This is a genomic window from Lentibacillus jeotgali (genome assembly GCF_000224785.1).
GTDB lineage: Bacteria > Bacillota > Bacilli > Bacillales > Amphibacillaceae > Lentibacillus > Lentibacillus jeotgali.
In genome coordinates this window covers 97,164-115,765 of record NZ_AGAV01000025.1, presented here as the reverse complement: position 1 = coordinate 115,765, position 18,602 = coordinate 97,164, and the positions used below count along the sequence as shown (strand labels likewise).

General features: G+C 43.0%; 15 protein-coding genes. 6 read left to right on the top strand and 9 right to left on the bottom strand.

Annotated elements, in window-relative coordinates; all coding sequences use genetic code 11:
* Positions 1 to 2 precede the first annotated feature (2 nt).
* The 6 genes from ON01_RS18170 to zapA form a co-directional block, all read right to left on the bottom strand.
* A complete protein-coding gene (locus ON01_RS18170) occupies positions 3 to 1,685 on the bottom strand; it encodes a long-chain-fatty-acid--CoA ligase (protein ID WP_010532452.1) in 1,683 nt (560 codons plus the stop codon).
* Positions 1,686 to 2,019: 334 nt separating this feature from the next.
* Positions 2,020 to 2,433: a DUF350 domain-containing protein gene (locus ON01_RS18165; RefSeq protein WP_010532451.1), complete on the bottom strand. Its 414-nt coding sequence runs from the start codon at positions 2,431 to 2,433 to the stop codon at positions 2,020 to 2,022.
* A gap of 22 nt (positions 2,434 to 2,455) precedes the next feature.
* On the bottom strand, positions 2,456 to 4,798 hold the full coding sequence (locus ON01_RS18160) for an endonuclease MutS2 (protein ID WP_010532450.1): 2,343 nt from the start codon (positions 4,796 to 4,798) through the stop codon (positions 2,456 to 2,458).
* A gap of 59 nt (positions 4,799 to 4,857) precedes the next feature.
* Positions 4,858 to 6,579, bottom strand: a complete 1,722-nt coding sequence (gene polX, locus ON01_RS18155) for a DNA polymerase/3'-5' exonuclease PolX (RefSeq protein WP_010532449.1) — start codon at positions 6,577 to 6,579, stop codon at positions 4,858 to 4,860.
* A 164-nt stretch (positions 6,580 to 6,743) separates the two neighbouring features.
* Complete coding sequence (locus tag ON01_RS18150; RefSeq protein WP_010532448.1) at positions 6,744 to 7,301, bottom strand: CvpA family protein; 558 nt, start codon at positions 7,299 to 7,301, stop codon at positions 6,744 to 6,746.
* Between the two features lie 3 nt (positions 7,302 to 7,304).
* Positions 7,305 to 7,568 carry a cell division protein ZapA gene (gene zapA / locus ON01_RS18145; protein WP_010532447.1) on the bottom strand — a complete coding sequence of 88 codons (264 nt, stop codon included), beginning with the start codon at positions 7,566 to 7,568 and terminating at the stop codon, positions 7,305 to 7,307.
* Between the two features lie 202 nt (positions 7,569 to 7,770).
* Here zapA and rnhC point away from each other — a divergent pair, with 202 nt between their 5' ends.
* Positions 7,771 to 8,700 (top strand): ribonuclease HIII, encoded by a 930-nt coding sequence (gene rnhC, locus ON01_RS18140; RefSeq protein WP_010532446.1) that lies wholly within the window; start codon positions 7,771 to 7,773, stop codon positions 8,698 to 8,700.
* Positions 8,701 to 8,839: 139 nt separating this feature from the next.
* On the opposite strand, the gene pheT is transcribed toward rnhC, so the two are convergent.
* The 3 genes from pheT to ON01_RS18125 form a co-directional block, all read right to left on the bottom strand.
* Positions 8,840 to 11,266 (bottom strand): phenylalanine--tRNA ligase subunit beta, encoded by a 2,427-nt coding sequence (pheT, locus tag ON01_RS18135; RefSeq protein ID WP_010532445.1) that lies wholly within the window; start codon positions 11,264 to 11,266, stop codon positions 8,840 to 8,842.
* Positions 11,266 to 12,315 carry a phenylalanine--tRNA ligase subunit alpha gene (gene pheS, locus ON01_RS18130; protein WP_010532444.1) on the bottom strand — a complete coding sequence of 350 codons (1,050 nt, stop codon included), beginning with the start codon at positions 12,313 to 12,315 and terminating at the stop codon, positions 11,266 to 11,268. Before pheS ends, pheT begins: the two co-directional genes overlap by 1 nt.
* A gap of 337 nt (positions 12,316 to 12,652) precedes the next feature.
* Entirely contained in the window at positions 12,653 to 13,390 is a 738-nt protein-coding gene (locus ON01_RS18125; protein WP_010532443.1) for a TrmH family RNA methyltransferase, read from the bottom strand.
* Positions 13,391 to 13,489: 99 nt separating this feature from the next.
* Between ON01_RS18125 and sspI the strand changes: the two genes are divergently transcribed.
* From sspI to ON01_RS18100, 5 genes are all read left to right on the top strand, one after another.
* Entirely contained in the window at positions 13,490 to 13,708 is a 219-nt protein-coding gene (gene sspI / locus ON01_RS18120) for a small acid-soluble spore protein SspI (protein ID WP_010532442.1), read from the top strand.
* Between the two features lie 159 nt (positions 13,709 to 13,867).
* Entirely contained in the window at positions 13,868 to 15,454 is a 1,587-nt protein-coding gene (locus ON01_RS18115; RefSeq protein WP_010532441.1) for a flagellar basal body-associated FliL family protein, read from the top strand.
* Positions 15,455 to 15,470: 16 nt separating this feature from the next.
* Positions 15,471 to 16,691 carry an ABC transporter permease gene (locus tag ON01_RS18110; protein WP_010532440.1) on the top strand — a complete coding sequence of 407 codons (1,221 nt, stop codon included), beginning with the start codon at positions 15,471 to 15,473 and terminating at the stop codon, positions 16,689 to 16,691.
* The gene (locus tag ON01_RS18105) at positions 16,688 to 17,806 is read left to right on the top strand and encodes an ABC transporter permease (RefSeq protein ID WP_010532439.1); all 1,119 of its coding nucleotides are present in this window, start codon (positions 16,688 to 16,690) and stop codon (positions 17,804 to 17,806) included. Before ON01_RS18110 ends, ON01_RS18105 begins: the two co-directional genes overlap by 4 nt.
* Positions 17,799 to 18,470, top strand: coding sequence for an ABC transporter ATP-binding protein (locus tag ON01_RS18100; protein ID WP_010532438.1), 672 nt, complete (start codon positions 17,799 to 17,801; stop codon positions 18,468 to 18,470). The genes ON01_RS18105 and ON01_RS18100 overlap by 8 nt, the downstream gene beginning before the upstream one ends.
* The last annotated feature ends 132 nt before the right edge of the window (positions 18,471 to 18,602 follow it).

Below are 18,602 nucleotides of genomic sequence, written 5' to 3'. Positions count from 1 at the left end.
TGTTAAACAGTCTTCTTATTCACTTCATCTTCTTTTTCGGTCAGCTTACGGCGCAAAATTTTTCCGACAGCTGTCTTTGGCAGTTCATCGCGGAACTCATATATTTTCGGTGCCTTAAACGCTGCGAGATTGTTCCGGCAATAGGCGTTTAATTCGTTCTCAGTTACTTTATAACCGTCTTTAAGCACAACATACGCTTTAACCGTTTCCCCCCGATATGGGTCTGGCAAACCTGCTACGACAGCCTCCTGAACTGCTTCGTGTTCGTATAATACTTCTTCAACTTCCCGCGGATAAATATTAAACCCACCAGCAATGATCACGTTCTTTTTCCGATCGGCCACGTAAAAATAGCCATGTTCATCCATGTAACCCATGTCCCCGGTGAATAGCCAGCCATCTTTAAGAACGTTGTCCGTTTCCTCCTTGTTATTCCAGTAACCTTTCATAATCTGTGGACCTTTGACGGCAATTTCACCAATCTCGCCTATTTCTGCTTCATCACCTGTTTCGGTAATGATTTTGGCATCAGTGTCAGGCCAAGGTACGCCTATACTGCCATTAATCCGCTTGCCCCATATGAAATTTGCATGTGTCACCGGAGATGATTCGGTTAATCCGTATCCTTCCACGACATTACCATTGGTGACTTTCTCAAACTGTTCCTGCACCTCTATTGGCAATGGGGCGGACCCGCTTATGCACGCTTCAATTGAAGAGAGGTCATATTTTTTCAGGTTCGGATGGCTTAACAGTCCGACATATATCGTTGGGGCACCTGGAAACATTGTCGGCTTTTGCTTTTGGATTGTTTTAAGCACGTCTTCTGCATTAAATTTCGGCATCAAAATCATTTCGTAGCCATACACAACAGACATATTCATGACAGCTGTCATCCCATATACGTGAAACAGCGGCAGTACTCCCAGCACCTTATCACCAGGTTTTGATTTATACAGCCATTTCTGACACATTTGAACATTGGCAACCAGGTTGTGATGAGTCAGCATAACACCTTTAGGATTTCCGGTTGTCCCGCCGGTATACTGCAACAATGCCAGATCCTCTTTGGCATCAATATCGACCGGGGTATAGCTTTCAGGCCCTTCATTCATAAACGTTCTCCATACGTGTGTGTCCTCTGACGGCTCCACTTTCACAACCATTTTATATTCTTTCTTCTGAATAAAGGGATAGACAAGACTTTTAGGGAAAGGCAGATAATCTTTAATCCCTGTTACAATCGTATGCTTTAATGATGTCTTTGCACGTACATTACTGACACGCGGAAACGATATGTCCAGACAAACAATAAATGCTGCCCCCGAGTCATTCAGCTGAAACGCCAGTTCCCTTTCTTTATAAAGCGGATTGGTTTGTACAACGATTCCCCCTGCAAGTAAAGCCCCATAATAACTGACGACAGCCTGTGGACTATTCGGAAGCATTATGGCGACCCTGTCTCCCTTTTCAAGACCCAGAGACTGGAAATAAGCTGCCAGCTTTCTTGCTTCGGAATAGACATCTGCAAATGTCATTTCCTTCCCCATAAAATGAAGCGCTTTCTTTTTCGGGAAATGCTCAGCCGTTGATGCCAAAAAGGAATCAAGCGGCTTCTCATCATATGCTATGGTTGTCGGGATCTCGTCAGGATAATGGGCATGCCAGCTCTTTTCTTCCCCCAATGAAATTCCTCCTTTGAGAATATGGTTATCTCTATTATACAAAGAAATAAGTGTTTTTTGAAACTTTAATCACTCATTTTCTAAATTTTTTCTAAGAGTTTATTCAAAAGGAAGTTAAAAAGGACCAAGAAGTTCGAGGCGGCGCAGTTTCGAGCAACGGAATGTATGGCATTTAGATACGTGAGTAGCGGAGAAACAAGCCAACGACGAAATTCGATGTGTCATTTTTACCGGACTTTTTGAACAACTTCTCTAAAGGAAATAGACAACCCCGACAATCATAAATATTACAGCTACGATGAACATCCATTTTGCCAGCTTATCCAGAAACAGTTTAATCTCCTCCAATACTCGCTCCGATGACGAATGATAAACCAACGGAAATAAGCATTGATATGAGTCCAACTGCCTTATTCCCGTTCCCGATTTCCTCATCCGTATTAATGGATGGTGTCATAAATTCAAAGATGATATAACCGAACAGCATCAAGACAAACCCAAAGGCACCCCACCCGATACTCTCGATTAGCGTATCATTATGCTCAATGGAATACCGGAAAACCGTTGCGATACCAAAAATTTTCCCTCCGGTTGCCATAGCCACTGCCAAATTGCCTTTTTTGATCTCCTGCCAGTTACGGTATGATGTAACGAATTCAAATATGGCCAAAAACACGATGGTACATAGGATGACAACACTGTACCTTGCAGCAGTCTCCACAAAAATATTTTCCCAAAAACCAGCCATTATAAATGAACCCCTTTACCGATTACTTTAATTCAAGAACTGTTACACCACTGCCGCCTTCACCTGTTGATCCCGGCCTCTCTGACGCGATGCGGGTGTGCTTTTTTGCGAATTCCTTTACACCCTTGCGAAGTGCGCCGGTTCCTTTACCGTGTATGATGAAAACTTTTGGGTATCCGGCAAGTAATGCGTCATCAATATATTTTTCCAAATCCCCCATTGCATCCTCGAAACGCTCGCCGCGCAGATCCAGTTCAGTTTTAACATGGAAGCTTGAGCCCTTAACTGTCGCGAGCGGTTTTTCGGTTACAGAGCTTTTATGTTTGATAAGCTGTATTTCACTGCGCTTCACTTGCACTTTCATGATGCCAACTTGAATTAAATATTCATTCTCATTCAGTTTTTCAAGAATGGTTCCCTGCTGATTCGCAGACAGTAACTTAATTTCATCACCAGGTTTAAATTCCTTTGCAGTATTTGGTTGTTGTTTGGGTTTATTCGCTTTTTTGGAAGACAGTTTCGGCTGCGCTTCTTCAAGCATCTTTCGGGCTTCAATCCATTCATGTTCTTTTAATTGGGCATCGGTTTTCATATGACGTATTTCATCTACGATCGTTTCCGCTTCATCTCGGGCTTTCTGTAATGCCTTGTCAGCTTTTTCCTCTGCTTTTTTATATAAGTCTTCCCGTTTATTTTCGTACTGCTGCCATGCTTTTATGAGATCGTTGCGCAACTCTTCACTTTCCTGCAAGATCTCGTGTGCTTCCTCGTAATCGGCTTCGGCCTGACGCCGGGACTGCTCGAGTGAAGCAATCATATTCTCAACACTTTCGGAATTCACACCAACCTGATTTTTCGCCCGGTCGATAATCGATTGAGCAAGCCCAAGCCGTCCTGCTATTTCAAAAGCGTTACTTCTGCCGGGCACACCAATCAATAACCGGTAAGTAGGCTGTAATGTTTCCACATCGAATTCGACTGACGCATTGATAACATTGTCACGATTAAAGCCATAAGCTTTTAATTCCGGATAATGTGTTGTCGCCACAACTCGAGCACCGCGGGACACGACATCATCCAGAATGGACATGGCAAGTGCAGCACCTTCCTGAGGATCTGTGCCCGCACCAAGTTCATCAAATAAAACCAGGGATTTATCATCTATCCCGCTTAATATCGAAACGATATTGATCATGTGCGAGGAGAAAGTACTTAAATTTTGCTCGATCGACTGTTCATCACCGATATCAGCAAAAACGTCGTCAAAAACTGCCATTTCACATCCATCAGCAGCAGGAATTTGCAACCCGGATTGGGCCATTAGTGTAAACAACCCGATCATTTTCAAAGTAACGGTTTTACCGCCTGTGTTAGGCCCGGTTATAACGATTGATGTATAATCCTTCCCGAGGACAACATCATTGGAGACAACCTCGTCATCAGGGATCAGCGGGTGGCGCGCCTGTTTGACATTGATAATGCCATTATCATTGATAGCAGGCATGGCAGCTTTCATTCCTCTGCCCAGTTTTGCTCTCGCTGTAATGAAATCAATTTTGGCCAAAACGGTAACATTCTCGGTAAGAATCGCTTCATCATCAGCAATTTTTCCACTCAATTCGCGAAGAATCCGTTCAATTTCCTTCTTTTCGTTTACTTTTGCTTCCTGGAGCTGGTTATTCAAATCAACGACTGCCTTTGGTTCCATAAACAGTGTCGCACCTGAAGCTGACTGATCATGGACGATTCCGCCGATAGCCCCGCGATACTCCTGTTTCACCGGAAGAACATAACGGTCATTGCGGATCGTGATGATGGCATCCGATAACATCTTGCTTTGCGATTTCGTATAGCTGTCCAGTTTATCGCGCACCCTGCTTTCGTAAGTTCGGATGGAAGAACGGATACTCCGTAATTTAACAGACGCACTATCCATGACATTGCCTCTGTCATCAATACAGCTGTTGATGTCTGTTTCCAGTTTGCGCAACGATATGATTTTTTCCGCAAGACCCTTTAAAATCGGCAAATCTTCTTCCATTTTTCCTAAAAAGTTTTTAGCCTGACGCCCCCCGTATAAGGTGCTGGCAACATCAAGACATTCACCGGCTGTCAGAACGCCGCCAATCACACTTCGCTTAACAGCAGCACGGATGTCGGCTACCCCGCCCAGCGGAATGGTCAGATTTAGCCGAAGAATTTGACTTGCTTCATCAGTTTCAGCCTGCATTTCCCTTACATCGGCTGCATCCGAGGAAGGCTTAAGCTGTGAAGCCAATTCTTTTCCGACCGACGTTTCCGCCTGGCTTTTTAATTGTTCTATTATCTTGTTGAATTCCAATGCCTTAAGTATTCGTTCGTTCATCAGGATTATCTCCTTCATGTGGCTCCAAGCACTCTGTGATCATCGCAATTTCATACGTATCATTTTCTTGTACGATTCATAAAGTCCATAAGTTTCTGTTTGGACCAGGTATTTAAAACTGTGTCTTTTCTTATCCAGCCTTTTCGCGCAGTGCCAACGCCATACTTCATATGCTCAAGCATAAAATAATCGTGGGCATCTGTATTAATGGCAAGCTTAACACCCGCTTCCTGTGCTTTCTGTACCCATTCACTGGAAAGATCAAGTCTGTTTGGATTCGCATTGATTTCCAGTGCTGTATCAGTTGCTTTGGCACGTTCGATCAACTGCTCAACGTCGGCTCTATAGCCTTCACGCCGCCCGATTAGTCTACCGGTCGGGTGGGCAATCAACGAGACATACGGATTATCAAGTGCAGCATTCAGCCGTTGCATGATTTTTTCCCGTGACTGATTAAAGCTTGAATGAATCGCACCAATTACAAAATCCATCTCCTGCAAAAATTCATCGCTGAAATCAAGTGACCCATCAGGCAGAATATCCATTTCAACACCGGCAAAAATGTGTATGTCATGATATTTTTCATTTAATTCAGCAATTGCATCACGCTGTTTCCGCAATCTGGTTTCATTTAACCCGTTTGCAACGCGTAAATACTTGGAATGATCTGTAATGGTGATATAATCGTATTTTTTCAAACGAGCCTGGTTCACCATCTCTTCCAATGATTGTCCGCCGTCACTCCAGGTCGTATGCATATGCAAATCACCCCGGATATCTTCTAACTCAACTAAGGGAACCGGCTCGCGATAGGTCTCGACTTCACCGGTGTTTTCCCGTACTTCCGGCGGGATATAATGTAAGTCAAAGTGATCAAAAAATTCCCGTTCACTCTTAAATGTCAGCGTCTCACCAGTCTCCTCAACCTCAACACCATATTCGTTAATTTTCTCACCTTTTGACTTGGCTAGCTGCCGCATTGCGACATTATGATCCTTTGATCCGGTGAAATGATGCAATGTCGAGGCAAATTCAACCGGTTCAACTATCCTGAAGTCCACGTTTATATCATAGACATCTTCCAGAGTGACCGATACTTTTGTTTCCCCCTGTGCAATCACTTCTTTTACCCTTTCCAACTCAAGCAGACGGTCACGAACCGCTGAAGGATTGTCAGATGCAATAATATAATCAATATCCTTAACCGTCTCACGCATTCTTCTCAGACTTCCGGCACGCGAATAGTCCTGGATCTCCGGTATTGTTTCCAAGTAATCTTCAATTTCCTCGGCAAGCGGCAACATGGTTGCAATCGGTAAGCGCTCGGGGCGTTCATTTGCTTCCGCCAGTGCCGTCAGGATTTTTTCAGCTGATTTTTTTCCGAAGCCTTCAAGTTGCTCAACTTCTTTCTTTTCACACGCCTTTTTAAGTGAGTCAGCATCCGTGATATTAAGCTCCTGATAAAGCTTGGCCAGTTTTTTACCGCCCAGTCCGGGCAAGTCCAGAAGCGGGATTAACCCTGCCGGAATTTCATTTTCCAGCTGACTGAGTGTCTCCGAAGATTCGTGTTGGATATATTCTGTGATGACAGAAGCCGTCCCATTGCCAATTCCCTTGATTTTAGTGAAATCATCGATAGCTGCAATCGATCGATCATCCCGTTCCAGTGCCTGGGAAGCTTTTCGGTAAGCCGATATTTTGCAGGGATTTTCCCCTTTCAGCTCCAAGTAAACAGCTATTTTTTCCAACAATTTAATCACATCTTTTTTATTCACGGCCATTATTAACCACCTGTTTCAGTATAGTATAAAAGCTTTATTCAGGGGACGCTTTTTCCAAAAAAAAGCATATCTGCCTCAACACGAAAAAAGACCGATTCATGCCCCGGGCTATATGCATTGTACGAAACATACAACCGTACTGCCTATGAACCAGCCATGTCACGTCAATCGGCGTTAATTAATTCATCCATGCCGGTCGACCATAACGCTTTAATCTGTTCGGATAAAACGGGGGTATGCTCAATAATAAACAATGCTATAAATGAATCATTGATCCATGATTGAATTACAGCTAATGGTGTCAATGCCAATATATATAACACGATAAATAATATTAAATATACCTCGACAAAGCCTAGAATGGACCCGAGTATTCTATTAAGTAAATGCAAGATCGGCAATTCAGCGACAAAATCAAGCATCGAGGCAAGTATCTGAAGAAGTATCTTCACAGCGAAAAAGATAATGGCAAACGCTATCGCACTGTAAAAAGTACCTTCAAGGGGGATAGCTTGCAAAAAATCCGCCCATGCACTGCTATCATCCAATTCGGGGTATGGTATCCATAACGCCAGCTGAGGTGCCAGTTTATCGTAGTATAAAGCGGCAACAATGAAGGCGGCAATAAATCCAGTCAAATGGAAAACCTGTAAAATAAACCCTCGTTTCAGGCCGATGAAAAAGCCAAAAATTAGTAATATGATTAAAATAAAGTCTATCATCTGCTATTTATCCTTTTTTTTATTTTGTGATCCAATCAGTGCTGCATACTCTTCCTTCAATTTCATGTAATCATTCATTGTATTAACCGCAGTTAATACAGCCAATTCAGCCGTTGTCAGCTGCTGATTCGCACTATGAATGTCACGCATTTTCTGATCGACCTGACTGGCTACCAGATTGACATGGTTTGAATCTTCTTCTCCGACAATCGTGTAGTTCTTATTATATATCTCAACTGTTATCCGTGTTTTATCATTTTGTGCCACACGCGACACCCTCCTGTATTTTTTCGGGAAAAACTGTTTGCCTTAAGTTAAAAATCAGTAATAACTATTGAGTTTCTACCGTTTAAAATAGTCCACTATATAGTAACACAAAGACTAGCAATCGGGAAATCCAAAACAGATTGTTGCCATTATAACTCCTGATTTGCTATAGTTTATCTAGTTCGTTGACTGGAGGATCAGTATGCCACAACAAGTACATAAACTGTCGCCTGAAACAATTGAAACAATGAAAAGATATTATACAAAAACGCTGCAAGCAACTCCTCAAGGGGCTGTTTTCCGCGCCAAAACACCAAATGCAGTTATCACCGCCTATAAATCCGGAAAAGTATTATTCCAGGGGAGCCACCCCGAAGCTGAGGCAGAAAAGTGGACTGACGGAAAGCAAGCAACCCCGAAAAAGCCGAAAAAAACTGAAAAGAAAAATTCATTCGCCCCGCCGGAGGCACTTTTAACCGGCAGTCATATCGGTTCCGATGAAGCAGGAACGGGTGATTTTTTCGGTCCTATAACCACAGCAGCCGTTTTTGTCAAAGAAGACCAAATTACACTGCTGAAAGAACTGGGTGTAAAAGATTCCAAAAACCTTTCTGATAATTCAATCCGTCAAATAGCAGAAAATATTTTGACGCTTGATATGCCCTATTCCCTTTTAGTGCTGCGAAATGAAAAGTATAACAAACTGCAAAAACGCGGCTGGTCACAAGGGAAGATGAAAGCAATGCTTCATCATCATGCGATTTCAAATGTCAAAGGCAAAATAAATTCTGCTGTATCAGAAGGCATATTAATAGACCAGTTCTGTGAGCCGGCAGTCTATAAACGCCATATTTCAGCTGAAAATGAACAACTGCATGCCAGAACATATTTCATGACAAAAGCGGAAAGTTATTCCATTTCAGTAGCCGCTGCTTCCATTATTGCCAGGACCAGCTTTTTGAAAGAAATGGACCAGTTATCCAAAGCAGCAGGGTTCACACTTCCAAAAGGGGCGTCTGGAAAGGTTGATCAGGCCGCTGTCCGCCTCATCAAATCTAAAGGCCGGCAAGAGCTGGACGCGTATGCCAAAACACATTTTGCAAATACCAAAAAGGCATTAAACCGTCTATAGAGGGAACTTCATTCAGTGAGGCGTTTTCCCACTGTATGTTAGTTGAACAGAATTGGGCATTGAGGGGCATTTAGCCACCGTACTTTAGCTGGATAAGAAAGAGCAAGCACCGGATCAGGGTGCTTGCTCCTTTTCAAAATTATGATCTTACAAATGCATTGAACTTCTCATTAACCGCACCGACAATTTCTTGATAGGATTGTTCAACCTCAACATCTTTAAGCGTTTTTTCCGGGTCTTGATAACGCAGACTGTACGCAATTGATTTCTTGCCTTCAGGTAAATTCTCACCTTTATAGACGTCAAAAACCTGTACATTTTTCACCAGCGGAGCTCCGGTTTCTTTAATCGTCTCTTTAATATCACCCGCCTGAACATCTTCATCTACAATGAAGGCAATATCTCTTTCGACTGACGGATATTTAGGTATCGGCCTGTAGCCAGGTGTGTTGGTATATGCTGTCAGAACAGCTTCCATGTCAATGTCAAACACATACGTTTCCTTTAGATTCATTGATTTTTCCAATGTCGGATGCACTTGCCCCAAGACTCCGACAAACCGGTCGTTTATTGAAATCGTGGCACATCGGCCCGGATGCATGTCAGTCAATTTGGCCTTTTCAAAACTGACCGGAATATCCAGGTAATCGAAGAGCCCCTCTACAATCCCTTTAGCCAAATAAAAGTCTACCTGCTTTTTCTCCTGCTGCCATGGATGGGAGACCCAAAGTCCGGTAAGCGCACCCGCTAAGCGCAATTCTTCCTCGGGTTGGCGTGTCATAGCTTTTTCATCAGTAATAAACACATTCCCTAGCTCATAATAGTGGATGTCAGTTTGTGTGCGTGCACGATTATGTGCCAGTGATTTCAGCAATTCAGGCAAGATGCTTAATCGCAGATATTTATGATCCTCGCTCATCGGCATTGCGAGTTTAACGGGATTTGGATGTTTTTCCTCCAGTTCCGGACTGATCAGCCGATCAATCATCGCATCATCAGTAAGTGAATAAGTGATTGTCTCCATCAGCCCAGTGCTCTCCAGGTAGTTTTTAACCTCGCGTTTCAATTGCTGTTTGTCCGTTAATCCGCCGGTTTGTGAAGCTCCTCGAGGAAGTGTGAACGGCAGATTGTCATATCCATAAATACGCGCGATTTCTTCCAGCATATCCTCGAAAATCGTAATATCGCCGCGCCGGGTCGGAACATGGACAATAAATTTCGAATTATCCTGCTCAAATGAAAACTGCAACCTATTTAAAATTGAAACAATTTCATCTTCTGTGATCACTGTACCTAGCCGCTTATTTATTTCATCCGTATCCATTTTTACTGTGTCTTCATTGCGGTCAAGCTCATCAAATGAAACAGGGCCAGCGAGGATGGTTGCGCCTGCATATTTTTCAAGTAAATGACACGCACGAAAACCGGCTTCTTCCACCCGATTTGGATCGACACCTTTTTCAAATCGCGTACTCGAATCACTGCGCAACCCTGTATCCCTTACTGCTTTTCTTACAGCAGTCGGGGCAAAATAGGCAGCCTCAAGTAAAACAGTTGTTGTATCTTCACTTACTTCCGTATTTAAACCACCCATCACACCGGCAAGCGCCACTGGTTCTTTCCCATTAGTAATGACAAGATTCTCATCCGACAGGGTCCTTTCTTCACCATCGAGTGTCAACATTTTTTCATTTTGCCCTGCACGCCGTGTGACAACCTGATCAGAGCCAAACCGATCATAGTCAAAAGCATGGAGCGGCTGGCCATACTCGAGCAGAACATAGTTTGTAATATCAACCACATTATTGATAGGACGTACTCCGGCAGCAGTCAGCGCATTGCGCATCCATAATGGTGCCGGCTTAATCTCAATATCCTTGGCAATGAAGGCGCCGTAATAAGGATTCAACGCCGGGTCTTCAACGCTGACTGAAATGTAATCCATAGCCTTTTCGCTGGTAGGATGGATCTCTTCATTCGGCGTTTTCACTTCCTGATTAAGAATAGCTGCTGTCTCGTATGCAACACCGAGCATGCTCAAAGCGTCTGCACGGTTTGGCGTCAAATCGAATTCCAGGACAGCATCGTTTAAATTAAGGAGCGGCTCGACACTCTCCCCAACGGTAACATCATCTGGAAAGACAAAAATGCCTTCAGAAATGTCTTTCGGTACATATTTCTCGTCTATTCCGAGCTCCTGCAGTGAACAAATCATACCATTGGATTCAACACCGCGGAGTTTAACTTTTTTTATCTTAAAATTATTTGGGAGGACGGCGCCGGGTTTGGCCACAGCCACTTTCTGACCCTGTCTGATGTTCGGTGCACCGCAGACAATCCGCAATTGTTGGTCGCCGGCATCAACCTGGCATAGGCTTAATTTATCAGCATTGGGATGCTGTTCGCATAACTCAACGTACCCGACAACAACATCACTGCTTTTTTCAGCAATATACTCAATGCCATCGACTTCGATACCGGTCTTCGTTATTTTTTCGGCCAGTTCCTCAGAGCTGATTGAACTGATATCGACGTAGTTTTTCAGCCAGTTTAGTGATACAAACATTATAATGCCCCTCCTTTTGCATGATGGTATTGGGTAAGGAATCGTTTATCATTTATATAGAAATTGCGAATATCATCAATTCCGTATTTGAGCATGGCAATACGCTCCGGTCCCATACCAAATGCGAAGCCTGTATATTTCCCAGAGTCATACCCCGCCATTTCTAATACATTCGGGTGCACCATTCCACCGCCAAGGATTTCGATCCAGCCAGAATGTTTACAAACAGAACAGCCCTCACCTTTGCAGACCTTGCACGAAATATCCATTTCAACAGACGGCTCAGTGAACGGAAAGAAGCTTGGGCGCAGGCGAATCTCCCTGTCTTCACCAAAAATACTTTTCGCAAAACGATTCAACGTTCCTTTTAAATCACTCATACGGACATTCTCGTCAACGTAAAGCCCTTCAATTTGTGTAAACTGATGTGAGTGCGTTGCATCATCCGTATCCCGGCGGTAGACTTTACCTGGACAGATCATTTTTACCGGCTGCATGCCGCCGTACTGTTGCATCGTCCTTGCCTGCACCGGCGACGTGTGGGTCCTAAGCAAAAGCTCATTTGTAATATAAAATGTGTCCTGCATGTCGCGTGCCGGGTGATCTTTAGGCAGATTCAGCGCTTCAAAATTATAATAATCAGTTTCGACTTCCGGGCCTTCTCGCACCTCATAACCCATTCCAATGAATAAATCCTCAATTTCTTCGATAATACTGGTAAGCAGATGAGGACCGCCTACTTGGACCGGACGGCCAGGCAGCGTCACATCAATAGATTCTTTTTCCAATTTTTCTTCCATTGCTTTATTTTCAAGTATTTCCGTTTTCTCATCAATTTCCTTCGTGATGGCTTCGCGTACATTGTTGGCAATCTCACCAACAATAGGGCGTTCCTCTTTGGACAGTTTGCCCATACCGCGCAATACACTTGTTAAGGACCCCTTCTTGCCCAGATAGGTTACTTTTATATCCTGAAGGTTTTTTAAACTTTGTGCTTCTTTTACTTCAGCTATCGCTTCCTGGCGAATCGTTTCCAGCTGCTCTTTCATAACTATGCCTCCCTCTCTTTTATCCATTAAAAAAAGCCCTCATCCCACTAAAGGGACGAAGGCTATTTTCGCGGTACCACCCTTGTTGACACAACTGTGTTGTGTCCAACTTCATCGTGATAACGGATTAACATCCGGGGCACCTTTACTCATATTAAGGTCCAAGTGCCAGCTCCAGAGTGAAATTGCAGTAAATGTACAGTGGAGGTGCTTTCAGTCCGTGACACCTCTTCCCTGTTCACTGTACAGGCTATTACCGCACGTCTCTTTCCAAGCTTTTAAAATGTCGTTAAATCAAATATCTTCTATTATAAAAAATATATAAGCAATATGCAAACTATTCTTTAAGATGATACATTAATATTCCTGCTGCAACACTGACGTTCAGTGATTCCGCCTGTCCGAATATCGGGATTTTAACAGTTTGATCCGCTGATTCAATAAGCTCGTTCTGAACCCCCGCCCCCTCGTTTCCTACGATTAAGGCGGTCTTGTCATCTGCCTTCATTTCTTTAAACGAAACAGCGTCTGTAAGCGCTGATGCCAATACCGTAAAGCCATTACGCTTCAACTCAGGTATTTTTTCTAGCAAATTTGTCTGTAAAATAGGTAAATGAAATAACGATCCCTGTGTTGCGCGAATCACTTTATCATTGTACAGGTCTACCGTGCCTTTGCCGAGCAAGACCATATCGAATCCCGCCGCATCCGCCGTTCGAATAATCGTGCCCAAATTACCCGGATCCTGCAATGAGTCGATTAACAGTACTGTATCACCGGCAAATTCCTTTGGTTCCTTCATTTTGACGACTGCAGCAATTCCCTGTGGCGTCTCGGTCCGGGTGATATGCTGCAGCACCTTTCTGCTGACAGTTACAGCGGAGAAATGATCGCGCCAGCCTGAATAATCAAGTCCGTCCTCTACAATAATTTCAGCTATCTCCCAATTACTATTATAGGCTTCTTCAACCAAATGGAATCCTTCAGCCAAAAACGTGCCAGATTGTCTGCGTCCTTTCCGCCTTTGCAGTTTCGCCCATTCTTTGACTTTCTCACTTTGAAGCGATGTTATCATCATATTCATCCCATTTCGACATTTTTTCTTTAATCATACATATTTTGTCCTCAACAGGTCAAACTATCGTTAGTTTAAACAATCTGAAGAGGTGGTTTCATGGATCTTAATTTACGAAAAGCCATTCTGTCCAATATTTCGGAAAATAACCAGGAACAGCTGGAAGCTACAATCTCCGATGCCATTCAGGACGGTGAAGAGAAAATGCTCCCCGGTCTGGGAGTACTCTTTGAACTCATTTGGAAGCAATCTGATGAAGAGGACAAGCAAGAGATGGTTGAAGCATTAGAACAAGGTGTTAAACAAGCTAATCAATAATCCGGACAAAGGTTCAGAGCCTTTGTCCTATTTTTTTCAACAATTTCCAGCAATAATGAGCAAAATTTTGAATAATGATATATAATAGAACTATTGTATTAAGACGAGGTCTTCATAATACATATTATTTTATAAGGACTCAGAAAGGAGATTAGCAGAATGGAAGAAAATGAACAAAACAAAAAGGGGATTTCTAAAAAAGTCATTGCCATTATTGTGGCGGCTGTTTTAATCGTGGGCGGAAGTGCAGCAGCATTTGTGCTTATTACCAGCTCACCAAAGGCGGAATATTTTAAAGCAGAAAAGAACACCGTAGAGTTTTTGGGAGAGAAGGTGGAAGAACGCTATCAGCCGGAATTTGATTGGGCAGAAAGTACGAGGGAAAATCCAACTGAAAATACGGTGGAATTATCCGCTAAATATAATGGGCCTCCAACCGGCGGAATGGGAATGAGTCCGGGACAGGTAATCAACAATTCTACTTTAACAATGACTTCGCAATTCAACCCGGATGAAAACCGGCTCGCAACTGACTTGCAAGTAAACTTTGCCGGAGTCGAAATGAAAGATATCAAACTATTCATGGGTGGCGATAATGCCTTCCTGCAGCTCCCTTTTCTCGAGGAAGTCTTGACAATTCAGGATAGTGAATTGAGTCGACTGCTACAGGAAGCCGACCCGGCATTTAAAGGTGCAGAGATTGATTTTGAAGCATTATTTAAACAAGTGGATGGTTTGCTGTCTGAAGAAGATAAGGAATATTTAACAGATGAGTATCTTATGATGATCTACAACGAATTGCCTGACGACGCCTTCAAATCAGAAAATGAAACCGTTACTGTCCAGGACGAATCGGTTGATGCTGAAAAAATAACGTTCAGCCTTTCAGAAGAGCAATTTAAAGAAATGATCCAAACCGTCCTAGAAAAAGCTAAAGATGATGATCGCTTAAAAGAAATCGTTGAAAAGCAAATCAGAAACCAATTTGGCATCTTTACCTCAGGGTCACTCCCTGCTGAAATGGAAAATGAAGTAAGTAGTGCTATGAAAGATTACGAGAAATCGATTGATGAAGCATTAAATGAATTGGCAGATTTTCAAATTCCCGATGGTTTGTCATCTGTCATTTGGGTCAAGGACAATCTGATTGTTAAACGTGATTTTTCAATCGGTATGGCTCCAAAAGATGAGGAGGTTTCCACACTATCGATTACCGGCGATCAATTGCTGAATGATTCGGAACAAAACCTGGCTTACGAATTTTCTGGGGACGCCTCGTCAGCAACAATTGATATTAATCTATCAAATCAGGATAATAATCTAGAAGACTCCATCACAATTGCTGGCGAAGAATTCGAACTTTCCTACAACGGTGAATCAACACTTGAAGATGGAACAAGAGAGTTTGAACGGACTTTTTCATTCTCTGCACCTGAACCAAACGGATCCGGCAGCCTGAATTGGAGTGGTGAGGCAACTTATAAGAATGACCAAAAAAGCGCAGATCATACATTCACCGTAGAACTGCCTGACCTGCCGCAAGATATTGTCAGCCTGAACATCAAGAACGACGCCAAAACAATTAAAGAGGTGGAGCAGCCAGATGATTCCAACGTGAAAAATCTGGGAGACATGTCTGCACAGGAATTGCAAAGATACTTCCAGACAGAGGTAGCCGGCAAATTCCAGCAGTGGCTGATGGAGACAATGGGGGTTCCCGGCGGTGGCAGCATGAACAGTTTTTAACTAAGGAAGTGCCGGTATGACTTTTGTAAAACACTACTTACTGTTTATACACAGCAATCTGAAGAAACTGCAGAGGAAGTGGCGATCACTTCCTCTGCTTTTGCTGTTTCCTGTTATACTCGTAGTGCTTATTGCCGTTATTGCCATAGCGATCTTTCTGCCCGATGAAAACGAACCAATTCGTGTCGGATTAGTGGACCTCGACAAATCACAGGAAACAAAAACGGTCATTAACTTAATTGAAGAGTCATCACAATTAGGCAGCTTTATCAAAATGGAAGCCCTGACTGAGTCTGAAGCTAAGGACCGCATAAACGGTCAATTAAGCGCTTATATCAGCTTTCCGGAAGGTTTTACAGAAAGTTTGTACAGCGGCGATTCTATCACCCTCGCCATCACAGGCAATCCCGGGAAACGAACAGAAAGCCATCTTGTAAAGGAATTGCTGGACAGCATAGCCAGACATATTCGTACATCACAGGCGAATATTTTAACGGTGAATTATTATTCGAAGCAATTATCCATTGACAGTGACACACGCCAGGACATGGTGCTGCAGCAATTTAATAACTTTCTTGTTTATACTGCGGGAAAAGACAAAATAGTGGATGAGGAAAAAATCAGCAACAATGCTACCAGTTCACCTGTACATTATTACAGTCTGGCTGGCTGGTTTATGATCCTTACAATCTGGCTATTGGCATTCTATTCATTTTTTACGAATGATGAGCAAATGCGTTTGCAAAGAAGAATGCGATTATATGGTGTTACACTTCTTCAGCAGCTGATAGCCAAAATAACAACATCATTCATACTCGCAGCCGTCTTTGCCGGGACTTTCCTGTACCTATGTGTCTCATTAATGACGATTCCATTATATAGTGAAGATTTTGTTCGAATCGCTCTGATAACCGGATTGTACAGTTTAATATACTTGAGCGTCCTGGCCATTCTGGAAACGATTTTTACAGGACAGAAAATACGTCTGCTGATGCAATCATTGTTGACACTGATTGTCTTGGCGGCGAGCGGAGCTATTATACCAACGTTATATTTTCCGTTATATATACAGAATTTGCTGCCATATTTTTTCGCGAGTGAAGGTTATCGCTGGCTGCAGGAGATCTTATTAAATGGCAGGCTTTACGCGGATTATATACCACTGACAATCATGCTGGCGGCAGCTGCCTTGGTGTTAATCGGCACCTCCGTCTGGAAGGAGCGTGTTCTTAGGTGAAACAGATTATCGCGACACGCTTGATGCATTGGAAGAAACAGTGGATCAGCCTTGTATTCTGGCTTTTGTTTCCGCTTATTGCCACGGTCAGCATCACGATGGTTATCGATACACTGCAGGAAGATGCTAAAGTGCCTGTCGGTATTGTCCTGAAAGAACAGACTGACGCAGCGGAAGAATTAGTGGCAGAAATAAAATCGGCACCGTATGTGAGGTTGCAGCTTCTTTCTGAAAACGAAGCATTACAGGAATTGGAGAAACAAGATCTCGACAGTGTGTTCGTGATTCACGGGGGCTTTGAACAAAACATTGAACAGGATAACCGATCCGGACTGATCACCGGCTATGAGTCCGATGTGTCGTTTGCCTACCTGCCTGTTAAGGAGATGATTATCTCACATGTTCAGCAGGAAACCGGAAGAACAAAAGCTGCATATGCTGTCAAAAATCTTGAACAGCAATATAATGGACAAGAAGAATGGACGCTTGAAGAAATCAAAGCTAAGAGTAAAGAAATACAGCAGGAAGAAAATCTTCTCAATACAGCATTAACGTTCCAGGGGACACCAGAAACGGTTAATGATAACCCGCGATTGTTTCCGGTATGGAACTTATGGGGAATATTCAGCCTTTTATCAACACTGCTCGTGTTTGATTGGGTTATTAAGGAAAAACAATCGAAAGCAATTATGCGCCTGGCATTTTCCCGCTGGTCACTAAAATCATATTTACTGCAAAATCTTGTTCTTTATACAGTTGTGTTGTGGATCATCAATCTATTAGCAGCCGGTTCATTGTATTTTATATTTGGAGAATGGATCAGTCCCGCGAACCTTTTATCTTTCCAAGTGTTACTCAGCATGGCGGCATTCCTGTTTGCCAATATGTTTAACAGTCCGTTTTATTATTACACGATGTCGTTTGCACTTGCATTAGTCGTTGGCGTCTGCAGTGGCGCTTTGCTTCCATCGGCAATCGCAGCCAATTGGAAGTGGTTCGATGCAATAAACCCCCTCAATCCGCTGCTTTCAGGTGACTACCTCAGCTTATGGACGGCTGCTGTTGTGTTATCATCTGTATTGTGGTTTTTCAGAAAGGAGCAATATCATGCTTGATGTCCAGTCACTTTCAAAAGCATATGGCAGGAAGCAGATATTGAAGAACCTGTCGTTTTCGGTAAAGCCCGGCGAAGTAATTGGACTTGTCGGGGAAAACGGGGCAGGCAAATCAACTTTGCTGCATATTCTAGCAACTTTATCCAATCCGACATCCGGTACTGTCATGTTAAATAATCATTCCTACCAAACCAGCATTAAGAAAATCCGCAAACGAATCGGATTTGTATCACAGGATATTGCATTGTGGGAGGAATTCACTGTAAAAGAGAATATGATTTTTTTCGAAAAACTTTCCTGGAACGATAAAACCAATGAAGAACTCAGGCAGCTGTGCAGCGACATGAAACTGAACAAGTGGAACGATACCGTTAAAAATTTATCCGGCGGCATGAAACGCAAATTGAATATCGCTGTCAGCCTGATCCATGACCCTGACCTGCTTCTTCTGGACGAACCGACTGCAGGTATTGACTTGAAATCCCGCAAAGAAATTGGTTCTTATTTATCCAGTCTGGCAAAAGCACAAGATAAAATGATAATATACACGTCACACGATATGGATGAAATCATGCAAGTATGCGACCGGATTTACTGTATCGGGGACGACCCCTTTTACCATGAGGTCCTTGAATCTTATGGTAAAAACCCGGAATTATTGTAAAAATAAAAGCTGGACAATCGTACTTAAGGCATAGAAAAATCCGAACGATGATTCAAGTTCCTTTAGATAGATTTTGAATCAGTTCGGATTTTTCTATCAGCCGCCCCGGAAAGCGAATATTTTTCCGCAGCG

Coding starts and splice junctions, on each gene's coding strand:
- ON01_RS18115 (WP_010532441.1), top strand. CDS start 13,868: ATGGAAGAAAATGAACAAAACAAAAAGGGGATTTCTAAAAAAGTCATT.
- pheT (WP_010532445.1), bottom strand. CDS start 11,266: ATGTTTGTATCACTAAACTGGCTGAAAAACTACGTCGATATCAGTTCA.
- polX (WP_010532449.1), bottom strand. CDS start 6,579: ATGGCCGTGAATAAAAAAGATGTGATTAAATTGTTGGAAAAAATAGCT.
- ON01_RS18150 (WP_010532448.1), bottom strand. CDS start 7,301: ATGATAGACTTTATTTTAATCATATTACTAATTTTTGGCTTTTTCATC.
- rnhC (WP_010532446.1), top strand. CDS start 7,771: ATGCCACAACAAGTACATAAACTGTCGCCTGAAACAATTGAAACAATG.
- ON01_RS18110 (WP_010532440.1), top strand. CDS start 15,471: ATGACTTTTGTAAAACACTACTTACTGTTTATACACAGCAATCTGAAG.
- ON01_RS18125 (WP_010532443.1), bottom strand. CDS start 13,390: ATGATAACATCGCTTCAAAGTGAGAAAGTCAAAGAATGGGCGAAACTG.
- sspI (WP_010532442.1), top strand. CDS start 13,490: ATGGATCTTAATTTACGAAAAGCCATTCTGTCCAATATTTCGGAAAAT.
- ON01_RS18160 (WP_010532450.1), bottom strand. CDS start 4,798: ATGAACGAACGAATACTTAAGGCATTGGAATTCAACAAGATAATAGAA.
- ON01_RS18165 (WP_010532451.1), bottom strand. CDS start 2,433: ATGGCTGGTTTTTGGGAAAATATTTTTGTGGAGACTGCTGCAAGGTAC.
- pheS (WP_010532444.1), bottom strand. CDS start 12,315: ATGAAAGAGCAGCTGGAAACGATTCGCCAGGAAGCGATAGCTGAAGTA.
- ON01_RS18100 (WP_010532438.1), top strand. CDS start 17,799: ATGCTTGATGTCCAGTCACTTTCAAAAGCATATGGCAGGAAGCAGATA.